Here is a 15,435-nt window from a genome sequence, read left to right as displayed (position 1 = left end):
TGTGCCTGAGGGCGTTCTGCATGGCGCGCTGGTGCGTCCGGCCAAAATGCGCTGGGATGGCCAGCGTTATGTGGGCACGCAGCTCATTGATATCGATATTGACGCGACATCGTCGCAATCCGGCGTCGTGCAGGTGGTGCGCTTGGCGAACTACGTGGGGGTGGTGGCCGTCTCGGCCGTCCAGGCCCGCCAGGCCGCCGAAGCCTTGCGGGTGCGCTGGCAGTCGCGCGACATCGCGGCCAATCGCGCTTCGGGTGAAGCGACCGATGGCGAGGCACCCGCCTATACCTGGCACACAATGCCGCAAGCTGGGCAAGATAACCCGTTGGTAACGGCGTGGTCTTCGTCCAGCCATGCAACGGTGTGGCTATCCTGCCCCCCGTCATATCAAGAAATCGTGCGCGCTGAACTCGGCGCGCTTTTAGGGCTGGCGCCTGAACGCATCACGCTGGTTGAGTCGGGTGTGGCACACCGCTCGCATCCGCTGGATGTACTGGATGCTGCGGCCGATGCGAGCCTGCTGTCGCGCGCGGTCGGTCGGCCGGTACGCTTGCCGGTACGCAGCGTGGGCCAGGGCGCCGAAATCCGATTGCATCGTAGGGCGACGGCGCCATCTCGCCAACATGCGGATACCACCGGTGGAGCAACCTCGCCGTCGGTGTCCGCCACGGACGCTGCATGGATATCTGAAACGCCCTGGGCGCTGCGCCCCAGTCTCGCGCGTCTGCTCAGCCAGCCCATGCATGCCGATCCCGTGGCCTGGCCGCAAGTCATGGATTCGCCGGTGCAGGCGCCGGCGGGCTTGGATTCGGGCAGACCCCTGACGCATGCTTCGCTCGCCGAGCTTGAGGCCTTGCAGGTGTTCGCGCAAGAAACCTGGTTGGATGAGCAGGCGGCACAATCCAAAGCGGATCCGGTGGCGTATCGGCTGGCGCAGTTACCGCCCGGGCCCGCCCGAACTCTGACGCAGCGTGTGGCCGAGCAAGCGAACTGGGCTGCGTTGGGCGCGCCGCGCGAGGCGTCACGGCTGCCGCATGAAGGACCCAGTAAGTCGGAAATCGGGGCAGCCGATTCGGCATTGACGGTCCGTAGGCATGACGATGGCGCCACGTCAGTACTGCGCGGACGAGGCTTTGCCGCCGCGCATGTACGTGACGCTGAAACGACCGAGAACGGCAGTGAGACCTGGGCAGCTTGGGTCGTCGAAGTGGAAGTCGAACCCAAAACGGGACGCGTCGATGTGACGCGCCTGGTGGTTGGCCACGACAGCCAGTCCCTGCAAACTGCCCAGCAAGCAACGGTTCGCGAACAGGACCCGCTGCTATTAAACGCCGCGCGGCGCTTGTTGCAGGCTCCCGCGTCCTTTGATGATTGGGGCGCAGCCGGCGCGGGCGCGAGTTTCGCACAAACAGATTTTGATGTGGCGTCGTCCTCGCTGCAGGTGGCAGGCGAGACGGCGATAGATAGGCCTGTCGATAGCGGTCAACTCGCGCTCGATGGCGTGATGACCTTGCCCGCCGCTGCCGCGATTGGCAATGCGATTTTCAACGCCACGGGTGTGCGCCTGCGCGAAGTGCCGTTCAATGCGGCGAAACTGCGCGACGAGCTCGCTGGCACCTCGCCGCTCGCAAAGGATGCAGCGTCACGCGGCTGGCTACGGCGCAGTGGCGTATGGCTCGCCGCCGGGGCAAGCGCCGTGGCGGGGCTGGTGAGCATGGCGTGGCCGCTCAAGCCGGCTATCGCCCCTACCGCAGGCCCCGATGTCTCTTTATATTCCGCCGCAGCGATCGAGCGCGGCAGGCTGGTGGCCGCCGCCGGCGACTGCGTGGTCTGCCATACCGCGCCCAACGGGAAGCAGAATGCTGGCGGTCTGGCGCTGGACACGCCGTTTGGCACCATCTACACCACCAACATCACGCCGGATAACGAGACCGGCATCGGACAGTGGTCGTATCGCGCGTTCGAACGCGCCATGCGCGAGGGCGTGCACCGCGACGGGCGGCAGCTTTACCCCGCCTTTCCCTACACGGCATTCGCCAAAATGACGGATGCCGATATGCAGGCCTTGTACGCCTATCTGATGGTGCAGCCGCCCGTGCGCAGCGAACCGCCCAAGACCGAGCTGGCGTTCCCGTACAACATGCGCGGGCTGCTGGCGGGATGGAATGTGCTTTTCCATGAATCGGGTGTGTATCAGCCGGACCCCACGCAGTCGCTCGCCTGGAATCGTGGCGCTTATCTTGTGCAGGGTGCGGGTCACTGCGCGGCTTGCCACTCGCCGCGCAACGCGTTGGGGGCCGAGAAGACCGGAATAGAGAATTATCTGGCCGGCGGTGAGGCCGAGGGCTGGGAGGCCCCGGCATTGAATCGTCTGGCCACGGGCGCGCGCCCTTGGACCGAAGATTCGCTGGTGCAATACCTGCGCACCGGTTATTCCGCCAACCATGGCGTGGCCGCGGGGCCGATGGCACCGGTGATACATGGGTTGGCCGAAATGCCCGAATCGGACGTGCGCGCCATCGCGACGTATTTGCTGAATCTGCCTGGCAGCCCCAAGCCTGCCGCAGCCGCTGAGACGCTGACCGCCGACGCGAGCGCGCGCGTATTCGCGGGCCGGGCCAATGGCGAACGTATTTATCAAAACGCTTGCGCGGTCTGCCATGAGGCCTCTTCCGGGCCCACGCTCTTCGGCGTCAAGCCTTTGTTGTCGACGAACACGAACCTGTACGCTGCAACACCAGACAATCTTGTGCAGGTGATTCTGCATGGAATTCAAAATCCGGCCAATGACGAGCTGGGCTACATGCCTGGATTCAAGGATAGTCTGGACGATGATCAAGTGCAGGATCTGTTGAGTTATTTAAGGGCGCGTTTTGCGCCGCAAGAACCTGAGTGGACCGATAGCCGCGCGTTGATCGGTCGAATACGGGATCAAGCCCATTGATGCGGCATGCCACTGCATTACTGAGCCTGATTATTTAACTGCGCGAAAGCGCGAGACGAGCAACGGCCAAACCGCGTAGGAGTAGCCATGGCAGGATCAACAATAACGATTGAACAAGGGTTGAATAGCGTAGGGGTCGGGAAATTCCAGTACCGGCTGTTTGTGATTTTCGGGTTGGTCTGGATGGCCGACGCGATGCAGGTGTTGTCGATCGGATTCAGTGCGCCATCGATTGCCAAGACCTTCGGTCTGACCATTCCTCAAGCGCTGCAAACCGGCACGATGTTTTTTGTTGGCATGCTGATCGGGGCATTCGTCTTCGGGCGGCTGGCTGACCGTATCGGCCGGCGTCCCGTGCTGATGCTCGCTGTCATTATCGATGCCTGCGCGGGTGTGGCGTCGGCATTCGCGCCGGATTTCACCTGGCTGCTGGTCTTGCGCTTTATCACCGGTATCGGGGTGGGTGGCACGCTGCCTGTGGACTACACGATGATGGCGGAATTCCTGCCGGCGCAACGTCGTGGCCGTTGGTTGGTGTGGCTGGAGTCGTTCTGGGCCGTGGGCACCATCCTGCTGGCGATCCTCGCGTTGTTCGCCGCGTCCTATGGTGACGATGCGTGGCGCGTGATCTTCTTTGTCACCGGCATCCCGGCGATCGTGGGTGTGGTGTTGCGTTTCTACGTGCCTGAGTCGCCGCTGTACCTGAACAAAACCGGCAAGGGCGCGGAGGCCGCTCGCGTGCTTGAGCGCGTGGCTGCCACGAACGGCAAGCCCGTCACGATCTCCGCGCTGGAGCCGCAAAGCATGGAGCGCAAGTCCGTGCTCGCGCTGTTCAGCCCGGGTCTGGCGCGCCGCTCGATTGCGTTGCTTGCCGCATGGATGCTGATATCCATCGCCTACTACGGTGTGTTCGTGTACCTGCCGGTCAAACTCTCGGCCCAAGGGCTGGGTTTCATGCGTGGTCAGGAATTCCTGATCGTGCTGGCGTTGGCACAGTTGCCGGGCTTTGCGCTGTCGGCCTATGCGGTCGAGCGTTTCGGACGCAAGCCGACCTTGATCGGTTTCCTGTTGCTCAGCGCGGTGGGTTGCTTGCTGTATAGCCTGGGCACCTCGGTACCGCTGGTGGTGGGTTCGACGCTGTTGATGAGCTTCTCGCTGCTGGGTACGTGGGGCGCGCTCTATGCGTTCACGCCCGAGGTCTACCCGACGGATCTGCGCGCAAGCGGCATGGGCATGGCTGGCGCGATGGCGCGTCTGGGCGGCTTGTTCGCCCCGGCGCTGATTGCCCCGATCATGGCCACACAGTTCACGCTGTCGCTGTTCGTGCTGTCGGGCATGTTGGTGGTGGGCGCGATCGCGATCAAGCTGGTCGACGTGGAATCGCGCAACCGCGCGCTGGATTAACCAGAGCCTGACGAGCAAGGGGGCAGACATCGCTGGATGTCTGCCCCCTTGTCGTTTCTGCCGCTATGACGGATGGCGGTGCCTGAACCGCCGCCTCAGTCGTCCTGATTTGGATCCATCCCGGGGAACAGAATTTCGGTGAAACCGAACTTCGAAAAGTCCTCGATGCGCGACGGATACAAGCGCCCGATCAAATGGTCGCATTCGTGCTGCACCACGCGCGCATGAAAGCCCTCGGCCTCGCGCTCGATACGCTCGCCCTTGGGATCGTAGCCGCTGTATCGGATATGCCGGTAACGCGGCACCAGTCCGCGCATGCCAGGCACGGACAAGCAGCCTTCCCAGCCGTCTTCACGTTCGTCCGATAATGGTGTGATGACCGGGTTACACAACACGGTCTGCGGTACCGCCGGCGCATCGGGGTAGCGCTCGTTGCGCTCGAACCCGAAGATCACTACCTGCAGGTCCACGCCGATCTGCGGCGCGGCCAGGCCGACCCCGCGCGCGTGTTCCATGGTCTCGAACATGTCCGCGATCAGGGCGTCGAGTTCCGGCGTGTCGAAGGCCTGCACGGGCTGAGCGATGCGCAACAGGCGGGGATCGCCCATTTTCAGGATGGAATGAATCATGGCGGCAGTGCCGGGTCTTAGTCGACGCGGTTTTTGTTCTGGATGAATTCGATTTTGTAACCGTCCGGGTCCTCGACGAAGGCGATGACGGTGGTGCTGTGCTTCATCGGGCCGGCTTCGCGCGTGACCTTGCCACCGCGTTGCTTGACCTTTTCACAGGCGTCGTAGGCGTCATCGACCTCGATGGCGATATGACCATAGCCGGTGCCCAGATCATAGTGATCGGTGTCCCAGTTGTAGGTCAGCTCGATCGCGGCCGCTTCGCTCTCGTCCTGGTACCCGACAAAAGCCAGGGTGAATTTGCCTTCCGGGTAGTCTTTACGGCGCAACAGGCGCATGCCCAGTACGTTGGTGTAGAAGTCGATCGACTTGTCCAGATTGCCGACTCGCAGCATGGTATGCAAGAGACGCATGAGGAATTCCTTTTTCTAATTGAAAACAAGGCTCGTGGCCCACATCGACATCGTAGCAAAACAAGCGCGGCGTTCCCTGCGAATGCAGAAAACGCCGCGCGATGTCTGGCGCTGCCTCGAGGGGCAGCCGTCAGGGACGGATCAGTCAGAACCCAGTTTCAGCGGGTCCGGCTGCCGTTTTTCGATCGACCATTTCAACAGCGATGCGCTGCGATAGATACCGTGAGCGAACTTGCCGTAGGGCAGCGTGAGGAACAGCGCCATCACCACGCCCAGGTGGATCGCCAGCAGCAGGCCCATGAACTGCGTATCGCGCAGAGCGAGCAGCAGCAGGCCGGTCAGGCTGATCAAGAACAGCAGCGCGATGAATCCGCGATCCATGGGACGTTGCGCGGTGTCGCCTTGCAGCGGATGGCGCTTCACGTTCAGCCACAGCAAACCCGCCGGCCCGATGAGCAGACCGATGCCGCCAACCGTGCCCAGAATCACGGGCAGGCTGAAGTACGGATACGGGGCTTCCCAGCCAAAGGCATAGTGGTAGAGCGTGGCGACCGACGTGGCGGCAAAGCACAGCATGAAGCCGTAGAAGGTCAGGTGATGGAAACGCCGGCGCAGCAGCGTGAACGCGTCATCGGCGTTGTTGCACCCCTTGCCATGGCCGCCATCCAGATACTTCAAGCGCAGGACATTGTGCGTGGCTTCCGCGACCGCCGCCCCTGAGGCGCTGCCTGGGGATACCTCCCGCCAGAAACGCGTTACCCCGATACCGAGCGCGATGATCGCGAACACAAATACCACGCCAAACATCAGCGCCAATGTGTTGTGCGGGAAGATCGCATAGAAATTTCCCGCCAACGGCGCATGCAGCAGGCTGCCATTGATCATGACGGTCAGCACCAGGAACAGCGCCAGCGCGGCAGCCGCGGCCATCGACACCGTCAGACCATTGCGCTTGTACAGCTTGCCCAACGCAGCCGGCCAGGCATAGTCGCTATAGGTCTGAACGCGAACCTTGGCCATGGCCTGGGGCACGTTCACGCCGAATTCATGCGGGGGCGCGTATTGGCACGCGTGCAGACAGGCGCCGCAGTTATGGCACAGGTTGGCCAGATAGTTGATGTCGGCCTTGCCGAATTCCAGCCGGCGCGTCATGGCCGGGAACACCGCGCAGAACCCTTCGCAATACCGGCATGCGTTACAGATCTGCATCACGCGTGCGACTTCGGTCTCGTCGTCGGTCAGCGTGGCGGGCGTGATGGACGCACCCTTGGCGTGAAAATGGACGGGTTGTTCCGTCACGGCGGCGCTGGCCGAACGCGGCATCATTGCCGGTGCGGCAGCGTCACGGGCCTGTTGGGTCAGGGCTTCAAGCTGCTTCACGTTGTGCTCCTACGGCGCGTTGCGCCAGCGCTGCTTGGGCGGCGCGCGTGCCGGCAATGCGGCCAAATGCCGTGCCGATCGACATGCCGACGCCAGCCGTATAGCCTTTGCCCAGCACGTTGCCGGCCATCATTTCACCGGCGACAAACAGGTTGTCGCTGGGTTTGTCGTTGAATCGAACCGCGGCGGTCTCGTCGACCTTCAGGCCCAGATAGGTAAAGGTAATGCCCGGGCGCAGCGCGTAGCCGTAGAACGGACCAGTGTCGATCGGACGGGCCCAGTGCGTCTTGGCGGGCGTGACGCCTTCGGTGTGGCAATCATCCAGCGAGGTGTGATCGAACGTGCCCACGCGGCAGGATGCGTTGTACTCGTTCATGGTTTGCATGAACTGCGCTTCGTCCAGACCGAGCTTGCTCGCGAGTTCGGGCAGCGTATCTGCCTTCACCCCCGGGAAGACGGGCGGCATGAATCGACCGATGGCCTTGGAATCGATGATCGAGTAGGCGATCTGCCCCGGCTGCATCGCGGTCAGCCGGCCCCAGATGGCGTAACGCTTGGGCCAGAAGTCCTCCCCCTCGTCGTAAAAGCGCTTGGCTTCGCGATTGACCACCACGCCCAGCGACACGCAGTCGATACGCGTGCAGATGCCACCGTCATACAAGGGCGCGCGCGCATCGATCGCCACGCAGTGCGATTGCGACGGATCGCCGATGATGTCAGCACCCGCATTCATCATGAACTTCAGCAGCACGCCTTGGTTGAAACGGGTTCCACGGATGAGGAAGTTATCGGCCGGCCATTCGCCGCGCTCGTTCTGTCCCCATGCCTCGCGCAGCCACTCGCGGTTGGATTCGAATCCGCCCGCGGCCAGCACACAGGCGCGCGCCGTGATGCGTTCGTTGCCCACGCGCGCGGCCACGAAGCGGCCGTTGTCCAGTTCCAGCGAATCGACCGGCGACTCGTAGCGAATCTGTACGCCCAGCGCTTCGGCGCTGCGATAGTAGGCATTGACCAGCGCTTTGCCGCCGCCCATGAAGAACGCGTTGGTACGCGCCACGTGCAGCGCGCCGGATAATGGCGGCTGGAAATTCACGCCATGTTTGCGCATCCAATCCCGACAGGTGGACGAGGCGCGAATCACCAGGCGAGCGAGGTGTTCATTAGTAATGCCGCCCGTGACCTTGAGCAAGTCTTGCCAGTATTCCTCTTCGGGGTAGGCATCGACCAGCACGTCTTGGGGCGCATCGTGCATGCAGCGCAGGTTGCGCGTGTGTTGGGAGTTACCGCCACGCCATTCTTTGGGCGCGGCTTCGAGCATCAGGACACTGGCTCCCGCCTCGCGCGCCATCAGGGCTGCGCATAGTGCGGCATTGCCACCGCCTATCACCAGTACGTCTATCATGAGTATGAGCCTGTAAAGTCAGGCTCGCACTATAGGGCCAGGCAGGGTCTGACGCCAGACCCATTCCCTCAATGGGCGTTCACGATTTGTGAAGGGTCGCCCCGGGCCAGGCCCCGTTGCGCACCAAGGTTTCGACGGTTTGGGCTAGCAGCACGCGGGCCGCCAGCGCCGCGGGCGAGAGCTCGTCGTCGGAGACGCTGGCCAGCAGATTGGAGCGCCGCAGATGCCGGTCGGTGATCTGCCGCACCGCCAGGGCCTCGCCACGCAGGCGCACGGTCGCGGCGCCCGGTTGAATCGTGGCGCCAAATCCGCTGCGCACGAGGTCCATCAAGACGTCCAGCCCATCGATTTCCGCCGCGAGATTCGGCTCGATACGCAGTCGGGCGCAGGATGCCTCGAACTGCAGCCGCAAGCCATGGCTGGCGCTGGGCATGAGCAAGGGCAGTTTGGCAATGTCCTTTAAACGAACCGGCCCTTCCGGCGGCAAGCCGGGCATGTCCTGCGGGGCGATGAGAAACAGCCGTTCCTCGATCAAGGGCAGCGTGCTCCAGCGGCGCGCGGTCTCGGTGCGAAACACCACCGCGAGATCAAGCTGGCGCGAATTGAGCATCGCGGTCAGATACCCCGACAGACTTTCGATCAGATGGACACGTACCTCGGGGTAGCGATCGCGCATGGCTTGCATGAATGGCACGGCGAGCACCGAGGCCGTCGTCGCAGGCAAGCCAACGTTGACTTCACCGCTGAGTCGCGACGCCTTGGCGGCCCGGGCCGCGCCATCGGCGTGCCGCAGTGCGAGCTGGGCTTGCCGCAGAAAAGCGAGCCCCGCATCAGTAGGGACCACGCCACTAGAGGTGCGAATCAGCAAGCGCGTCGATAGCTCGCTTTCCAGCCGGCTGATCTGCTGGCTTAGCGCCGAGGTCACAACGCCCAGATCCGCGGCCGCGCGTCCCATGCTGCCGTATTCGGCCACTTTGACGAAGTAACGTAGCTGGCGCAGTTCCATGGCGGTCTCTAAAACTGAGGCAGGGTCGCGGGATCATGCTGGCGCAGCACGCGCTTGGCTTCCTCGAAACCGGGCAGGATCTGGCCGACTTCGGCCCAAAAGTCAGGACTATGGTTCATCTCGCGCAGATGCGCCAGTTCGTGGGCGATCACGTAGTCGATGATGGACGGAGCGAAATGGATCAGGCGCCAGTTGAGCATAATGTTGCCATCGCTGGTACACGAGCCCCAGCGGGTGGCGGCCGAAGACAGCCGCCAGCGGCGAATCTTCAGACCGGTGATCTGCAGAAAATGCGCAAGGCGCGAGCCGAACAAGGTGCCCGCGCGCTGTTGCAGCCAGGCCTGCGCCGTGTCACGGATGCGCGCATCCTCGGCGTCCATCGGCAAGGGCAGGATCAAGGCATCGCCATCCTGCGGCGACTCCACATCGCCTGAGAAACGAGCCTGACGTGTTTGCGGACTGAGATCGAGCACGATGCGTTTGCCCAGATAGGGCAATTCGCCGCCGGCCTGCCAGCGCGTTTGCGCCATCGCCAGCCGTTCGCGGCGCGCATGCCAATCGCGCAGCTTGGACAGTATCCAGCGCGCCTTTTCCCGGACGGCTTCGTCGATCTGGGTCAAGGTCACCCAATTGGGCGCGGTCACGCGCAAGCCGTCGTCGGTAATGACAAAGCCGATGCTGCGGCGGCGCGAACGCAGCAGCACGAATCCGATCGTTTGTTGCTCGGTTTTGACTTCACGCCAGCGCGCGCCGGCAGGCAGCGTGGCAGGGCAAGGCGTGACGATGATGGCGGGGGTGCCGGCGGCCGGTCCCGCTGTGACGTCTGGCGCGGCAGGCGTCACAGGTGCGGGAGGCGAGAACAACAATTCAAGCTGACCGTTCTGAGGCATACCTTTCGGGATTGAGTTGCCGCATTTCCCCTTCGATCCACGCTTGCACTTTCGCGTTCAACTCATCGGGGCTGAGGCCTTGCGAGGCGATGGCGGGGCCGATTGACACGGTGATCAGACCGGGGCGCTTGATAAAGGCATTGCGCCGCCAGCACTCGCCCGCGTTATGCGCGATGGGGATCACCACCGCGCCCGTGCGCGAGGCCAGTATCGCGCCACCGGCCTTGAACCGCGCCGTCTTGCCGGGGGCAACGCGCGTGCCTTCCGGAAAGAGCAGCGGCCAACGGCCTTCGTTCATGCGCAGCTGACCGAGTTTGATGACTTGCTCGAACGCATCGCGCCCCTTGGCCCGATCGATCGGGATCATGCGCAGCAGCGCCAGACCCCAGCCGAAAAAGGGTACTTTGTGCAATTCTTTCTTGTACACAAAGCAGACTTCGCGTGGCATGTGAGCCGGGAAAAACAAGGTTTCCCACGCGGATTGATGCTTGGACAACAACACCGCCGGTCCGTCTGGCAGATTCTCCGCGCCCTTGACGCGCCAGCGGATGCCGCAGAAGAACCGGGCGCCCCAGATGGCCATGCGCGGCCAGCCCATCGTGAGCTTATACCGCCAGTGCAAAGGCGCAGGCGACCACAGCAGGCAGGCAAAGGCGTACGGAATCACCGTGATGATCAAGAACGCCATGTATAACGCTGAACGCAGCCAGGCCATGCTCAAGCTTCCTGCAACAGCGCATCGACCACGGCCGACAGATCCGCTGCGACCCGCGTGCCCGGCGGCAACTCGCCTTGTTGTGTTTTCCGGCCATTGCCGGTCAACACCAGCCAAGGCTGGCAGCCCGCGGCGGCCGCGGCCTGCAGATCGCGCAACGAGTCGCCCACGGCGGGCACGCCCGTCAGATCGATGTCATAGCGGCGCGCGATGTCACGATACATGCCGGGCAGCGGCTTGCGGCAGTCGCAGCCATCCTGCGGGCCATGCGGGCACATGAAAATGGCATCGACGATGCCACCGGCCTGGGCGACCTCGGCGTGCAGCTTGGCGTGGATATTGTTGAGCGTGGCCGTATCGAACAGGCCACGCGCCAGCCCCGACTGATTGGTGGCGATGGCCACGGTATAGCCCGCCTGCGACAGCCGGGCGATCGCCGCCATGCTGCCCGGCAGGGGGATCCATTCCTCGGGACTTTTGACAAATTCGTCGCTGTCCTGATTGATGACGCCGTCGCGATCGAGGATGATGAGCTTCACTGGGCCAGCCTCGAAATATCGGCCACCTGGTTCATCAGACCATGCAGTTGACCCAGCAATGCGAGCCGGTTGGCGCGCACAGCAGGGTCTTCGGCCATGACCATGACATCGGCAAAGAACGCGTCGACCGGCTCGCGCGCCTGGGCCAGCGTGCTCAGGCTACCCGCGAAATCGCCCGCTTGCAGCTGCGCTTCGGCCTGCGGACGCAGGGTCGCCACGGCGCTGGCCAGGGCCTGTTCGGCCGGTTCGGTCAGACGCGAGGCGTCCACCGAGCCGATCTCGCCTTCGGCCTTCTTCAACAGATTGCCGATACGCTTGTTGGCAGCGGCCAGGCTCGCGGCTTCGGGCAACTGTCCGAATGCCGTGACGGCACGCACGCGCGCGGCGACTTGATGCAGCGGCGGCGCCAGCGCGATGACGGCATCGACCGCGTTACGGTCGAAGTCGCTCGCGAGCTGATTGCGATACCGTTCAAAGATGAAGGTACGTACTTCGGCCAGGGTGTCGGCCGGGATCTTGCCGGCGGGGAACGTTTCCGTTGCCAGCGTCAGCAGCCCGTCCAGCGACAGGGGGCCGTCTGCGCTCGCGGCCAGCCAGCCACCGGCGGCCAGTTGCTCGAAAGCACTGATCAAACCGAGCGCGGCGCGGCGCAGGCCAAAGGGATCGCGTTCGCCGGTAGGCGCCAGTCCAATGCCCCAGATACCGATCAGCGTCTCGGCGCGTTCGGCGATAAAGAGGATCGCGGCGGTCAGCGACTCGGCATTGACCGGCGCATCCAGACGGATACGGTATTGGTCGCGCAACGCTTGCACGACGGTGGGGGATTCGCCGTCACCGGCCGCGTAATAGGCGCCCATGACGCCTTGCAGCTCGGGGAATTCACCCACCATGTTGGTGCCCAGATCGGCCTTGGCCAGCAGGGCGGCACGATCGGCGGCGGCAACATCGCTGCCCAGTTGCTCGGCCACGCCACGCGCAATCGCGCGCACGCGTTCGACGCGTTCGAGCTGGGTGCCGAGCTTGTTGTGATAGACGATGCTGCCCAGCTGTTCGACCCGCGCGGCCAGCGGCGTCTTGCGATCGGTCTCGAAGAAGAACTGCGCATCGGCCAGACGCGGGCGCACCACGCGCTGATTGCCCTCGACAATGTGGACGGGGTTGTCCGTCTGCATGTTGCTGACGATCAGGAAACGGTGGGTCAGCTTGCCCGTGGCCGGATCGAATAGCGGGAAGTATTTCTGATTCAGACGCATGGTCAGAATCAGGCATTCCTGCGGCACTTGCAGGAACTGTTCTTCGAACTGGCCCACGTAAACCGTGGGATGTTCCACCAGCGCGGTGACTTCGTCCAGCAGCGCGAGGACTTCCGGGTCATCGCCCAGCGTCGCGCCGAGCTTGTCCGCGTGCGATTGCAGCTGCGCACGGATATCGTCGCGGCGCGCTTCGAACGACGCCACGACGCGGCCTTGTTTGGCCAGCGTGGTTTCATAGGCGGTGGCATCGGCGATATCGATGACGCCGCTGGACATAAAGCGATGGCCTTGGGTGCTGCGGCCTGCCGTCAAGCCCAGCGCGGCGACCGGCACGATGTCCGCGCCATGCAGTGCGATCAGGCGATGCGCAGGGCGCACGAATTTCACCGTGGTCACGCCATCGGCCAACTGGTATTGCATGACCTTGGGGATCGGCAGGCCGTCAATGGCGGCTTGCAGGCCTTCCTGCAAACCCACTGCGAGCTTGGCACCGGGCGCGGTGCCGCGGGCGATCAGGTATTCCTGCTTGCCGTCGGATTCGCGGGCGAGGGTAGCCAGATCGATATTTTCGAGGCCTTTGGCGGCGAGCTTTTTGGTCAGCGCGGGCGTGGGCTTGCCCTCGGCATCCAGGCCGACTTTCACGGGCATCAGCTTTTCGGCGTAGGCCTGATCCGGCGCTTGTTCACGCACATGCGACAGGCGCACGGCCAGGCGGCGCGGCGTGGCGAAGGCGGTGACGGTGTTCGCGTCATCGAGCAGCGCATGCTTGGCCAAGGTGGCGCGCAGGCCTTCGGCAAAAGCCTGGCCCAGTTTGTGCAGGGCCTTGGGCGGGAGTTCTTCGGTCAGCAGTTCGACCAGCAGGGGGCGGGTAGACGTTGTCATTCAGGCAGCCTCCTCGTTGCGGCGATTCGCCAGCATCGGAAAGCCCAATCGTTCACGGGAATCGTAATAGGCCTGCGCGACGGCGCGCGACAGGTTGCGGATGCGGCCGATATAGGCGGCGCGTTCGGTCACGCTGATGGCGCCGCGCGCATCCAGCATGTTGAACGTATGCGCGGCCTTGAGCGCTGCCTCGTAGGCGGGCAGGGCGAGCGGCACGTCCATCAGGCGCTTGGCTTCGGCTTCGTAGTCGTTGAAATGCGCGAACAGCATGTCGGCCGACGAATGCTCGAAGTTATAAGTGGACTGCTCCACTTCGTTTTGATGGAACACGTCGCGATAGAGCACGCGGCGGCCATTGGCGCCCTCGGTCCAGACCAGGTCGTACACGCTTTGCACGTCCTGCAGATACATCGCCAGACGCTCCAGGCCATACGTGATCTCGCCGGTCGTGGGGTTGCAGTCCAGGCCGCCGACCTGCTGGAAATAGGTGAACTGCGTCACTTCCATGCCGTTGAGCCAGACTTCCCAGCCCAGGCCCCAGGCGCCCAGCGTGGGGTTTTCCCAGTCGTCTTCGACGAAACGGATATCGTGCTCGGTCGGGTCGATGCCCAGTGCCTTGAGCGAACCGATATACAAGTCGAGGATTTCTGGCGGCGCGGGTTTCAGCACCACCTGATATTGATAGTAGTGCTGCAGGCGGTTGGGGTTCTCGCCATAGCGGCCGTCCTTAGGACGGCGCGAGGGCTGCACGTAGGCGGCGCGCCAGGGCTCCGGGCCGATGGCGCGCAGGAACGTCGCCGTGTGCGAAGTGCCCGCGCCGACCTCCATGTCATACGGTTGCAAGAGCGCGCAGCCCTGCTTGTCCCAGTAATCCTGGAGCGTGAGAATGATTTGCTGAAAGGTGAGCATAAGATTCTTGGAATTCGGGTCGCCGGGCAGCCCGGCCTGCCGTGGCAGTGTAGGCCCCATGTTGGCGGGAAAGGCGGCCATTTTAACTGGCCCGCCGGCAAGGCGCTGTGCAAGCCGTCCGCAGTGGACGATGGCAGGCCGCAGCATACCCGGAATCTTTGGTCGCGCAAGACGCGCGCGAGAGCATTACTATTTGTAAATTCGCGGAGGCTGGGATAATCGTATGATTCGGAGTCGTTCCCCATCTATTCCGGGCGCCGCGCCCATCAGCAGAGGATCTAGCATGTCTGAGTTAGTCAAGGTCGAGCTCATTGACGGTATCCAGGTCATGACCATCAATCGTCCAGAGGCGAAAAACGCCATCAATCTGGAAACCGCGCAGGCGCTGGCCGCCGCGCTGGACGACCTTGATAACCGTGACGAAGCGCGCATTGGTATTCTGACTGGCGCGGGCGGCGTGTTTTCCGCTGGCATGGATCTGAAGGCCTTTGCGCAAAAAGGCGAGCGTCCGAATATTCCGGGCCGTGGATTTGCCGGCATCACCGAGCGTCCGCCGCGCAAGCCTTTGATCGCGGCGATCGAGGGTTTCGCTTTGGCCGGTGGCTGCGAAATGGCCTTGTCGGCGGATCTGATTGTCGCGGCCAACAACGCGAAGTTCGGGCTGCCCGAAGTGAAACGTGGGCTGGTTGCCGGCGCTGGCGGTCTGCTGCGTCTGCCGCGCCGCCTGCCCTATCACATCGCCATGGAAATCATCCTGACGGGCGATATGTTCACCGCCGAACGTGCCCATGCCTTCGGTCTGGTCAATCGTCTGACCGAGCCCGGCCAGGCGCTCGAGGGCGCGCTCGCCCTGGCGCGCATCATTGTCGAAAACGGTCCGTTGGCAGTGCAAACGGCCAAGAGCGTGGTGGCGCAAGCCGTCGATTGGGACCAGGAAGGCATGTTCGATCGCCAGCGCCCGCTGATTTCCCATATCTTTACCTCGGCCGACGCCAAGGAAGGCGCCACCGCCTTCGCCGAAAAACGCAAGCCCGTCTGGCAGGGCAAATAAGGCCGGCAACGCTGGACC

The 15,435-nt window shown here is 63.4% G+C and carries 13 protein-coding genes; 3 read left to right on the top strand and 10 right to left on the bottom strand.

Going from position 1 to position 15,435, the window contains the following annotated elements:
• Positions 1–46: 46 nt before the first annotated feature.
• A complete protein-coding gene (locus GOQ25_RS01250; RefSeq protein WP_160348789.1) occupies positions 47–2,944 on the top strand; it encodes a cytochrome c in 2,898 nt (965 codons plus the stop codon).
• A gap of 87 nt (positions 2,945–3,031) precedes the next feature.
• Positions 3,032–4,348, top strand: coding sequence for an MFS transporter (locus GOQ25_RS01245; protein ID WP_160348623.1), 1,317 nt, complete (start codon positions 3,032–3,034; stop codon positions 4,346–4,348).
• A 95-nt stretch (positions 4,349–4,443) separates the two neighbouring features.
• On the opposite strand, the gene def is transcribed toward GOQ25_RS01245, so the two are convergent.
• The 10 genes from def to glyQ all read right to left on the bottom strand — a co-directional run bounded on the left by def (position 4,444) and on the right by glyQ (position 14,366).
• A complete protein-coding gene (def, locus tag GOQ25_RS01240) occupies positions 4,444–4,977 on the bottom strand; it encodes a peptide deformylase (protein ID WP_160348622.1) in 534 nt (177 codons plus the stop codon).
• 17 nt (positions 4,978–4,994) lie between these two features.
• The gene (gloA, locus tag GOQ25_RS01235; protein WP_160348621.1) at positions 4,995–5,390 is read right to left on the bottom strand and encodes a lactoylglutathione lyase; all 396 of its coding nucleotides are present in this window, start codon (positions 5,388–5,390) and stop codon (positions 4,995–4,997) included.
• A gap of 141 nt (positions 5,391–5,531) precedes the next feature.
• Positions 5,532–6,770: a tricarballylate utilization 4Fe-4S protein TcuB gene (gene tcuB, locus GOQ25_RS01230; RefSeq protein ID WP_370519856.1), complete on the bottom strand. Its 1,239-nt coding sequence runs from the start codon at positions 6,768–6,770 to the stop codon at positions 5,532–5,534.
• Entirely contained in the window at positions 6,757–8,172 is a 1,416-nt protein-coding gene (gene tcuA / locus GOQ25_RS01225; RefSeq protein ID WP_160348620.1) for an FAD-dependent tricarballylate dehydrogenase TcuA, read from the bottom strand. Before tcuA ends, tcuB begins: the two co-directional genes overlap by 14 nt.
• A gap of 79 nt (positions 8,173–8,251) precedes the next feature.
• Positions 8,252–9,178 (bottom strand): LysR family transcriptional regulator, encoded by a 927-nt coding sequence (locus GOQ25_RS01220; protein WP_160348619.1) that lies wholly within the window; start codon positions 9,176–9,178, stop codon positions 8,252–8,254.
• A gap of 8 nt (positions 9,179–9,186) precedes the next feature.
• Positions 9,187–10,068, bottom strand: a complete 882-nt coding sequence (locus tag GOQ25_RS01215; protein ID WP_160348618.1) for a M48 family metallopeptidase — start codon at positions 10,066–10,068, stop codon at positions 9,187–9,189.
• A complete protein-coding gene (locus tag GOQ25_RS01210) occupies positions 10,046–10,783 on the bottom strand; it encodes a 1-acyl-sn-glycerol-3-phosphate acyltransferase (protein ID WP_160348617.1) in 738 nt (245 codons plus the stop codon). The genes GOQ25_RS01215 and GOQ25_RS01210 overlap by 23 nt, the downstream gene beginning before the upstream one ends.
• A 2-nt stretch (positions 10,784–10,785) precedes the next feature.
• Complete coding sequence (gene gmhB / locus GOQ25_RS01205; RefSeq protein ID WP_160348616.1) at positions 10,786–11,322, bottom strand: D-glycero-beta-D-manno-heptose 1,7-bisphosphate 7-phosphatase; 537 nt, start codon at positions 11,320–11,322, stop codon at positions 10,786–10,788.
• A complete protein-coding gene (gene glyS / locus GOQ25_RS01200; RefSeq protein ID WP_160348615.1) occupies positions 11,319–13,457 on the bottom strand; it encodes a glycine--tRNA ligase subunit beta in 2,139 nt (712 codons plus the stop codon). Before glyS ends, gmhB begins: the two co-directional genes overlap by 4 nt.
• A complete protein-coding gene (gene glyQ / locus GOQ25_RS01195; RefSeq protein WP_160348787.1) occupies positions 13,458–14,366 on the bottom strand; it encodes a glycine--tRNA ligase subunit alpha in 909 nt (302 codons plus the stop codon).
• A gap of 283 nt (positions 14,367–14,649) precedes the next feature.
• On the opposite strand from glyQ, the gene GOQ25_RS01190 reads away from it, so the two are divergent.
• The gene (locus GOQ25_RS01190) at positions 14,650–15,417 is read left to right on the top strand and encodes a crotonase/enoyl-CoA hydratase family protein (RefSeq protein WP_160348614.1); all 768 of its coding nucleotides are present in this window, start codon (positions 14,650–14,652) and stop codon (positions 15,415–15,417) included.
• Positions 15,418–15,435 lie beyond the last annotated feature (18 nt).

The organism is Bordetella sp. 15P40C-2 (assembly GCF_009763235.1).
Lineage (GTDB): Bacteria > Pseudomonadota > Gammaproteobacteria > Burkholderiales > Burkholderiaceae_B > Bordetella_A.
The sequence above is the reverse complement of the archived record's forward strand: the minus strand, read 5'-3'. Positions and strand labels throughout refer to the sequence as shown.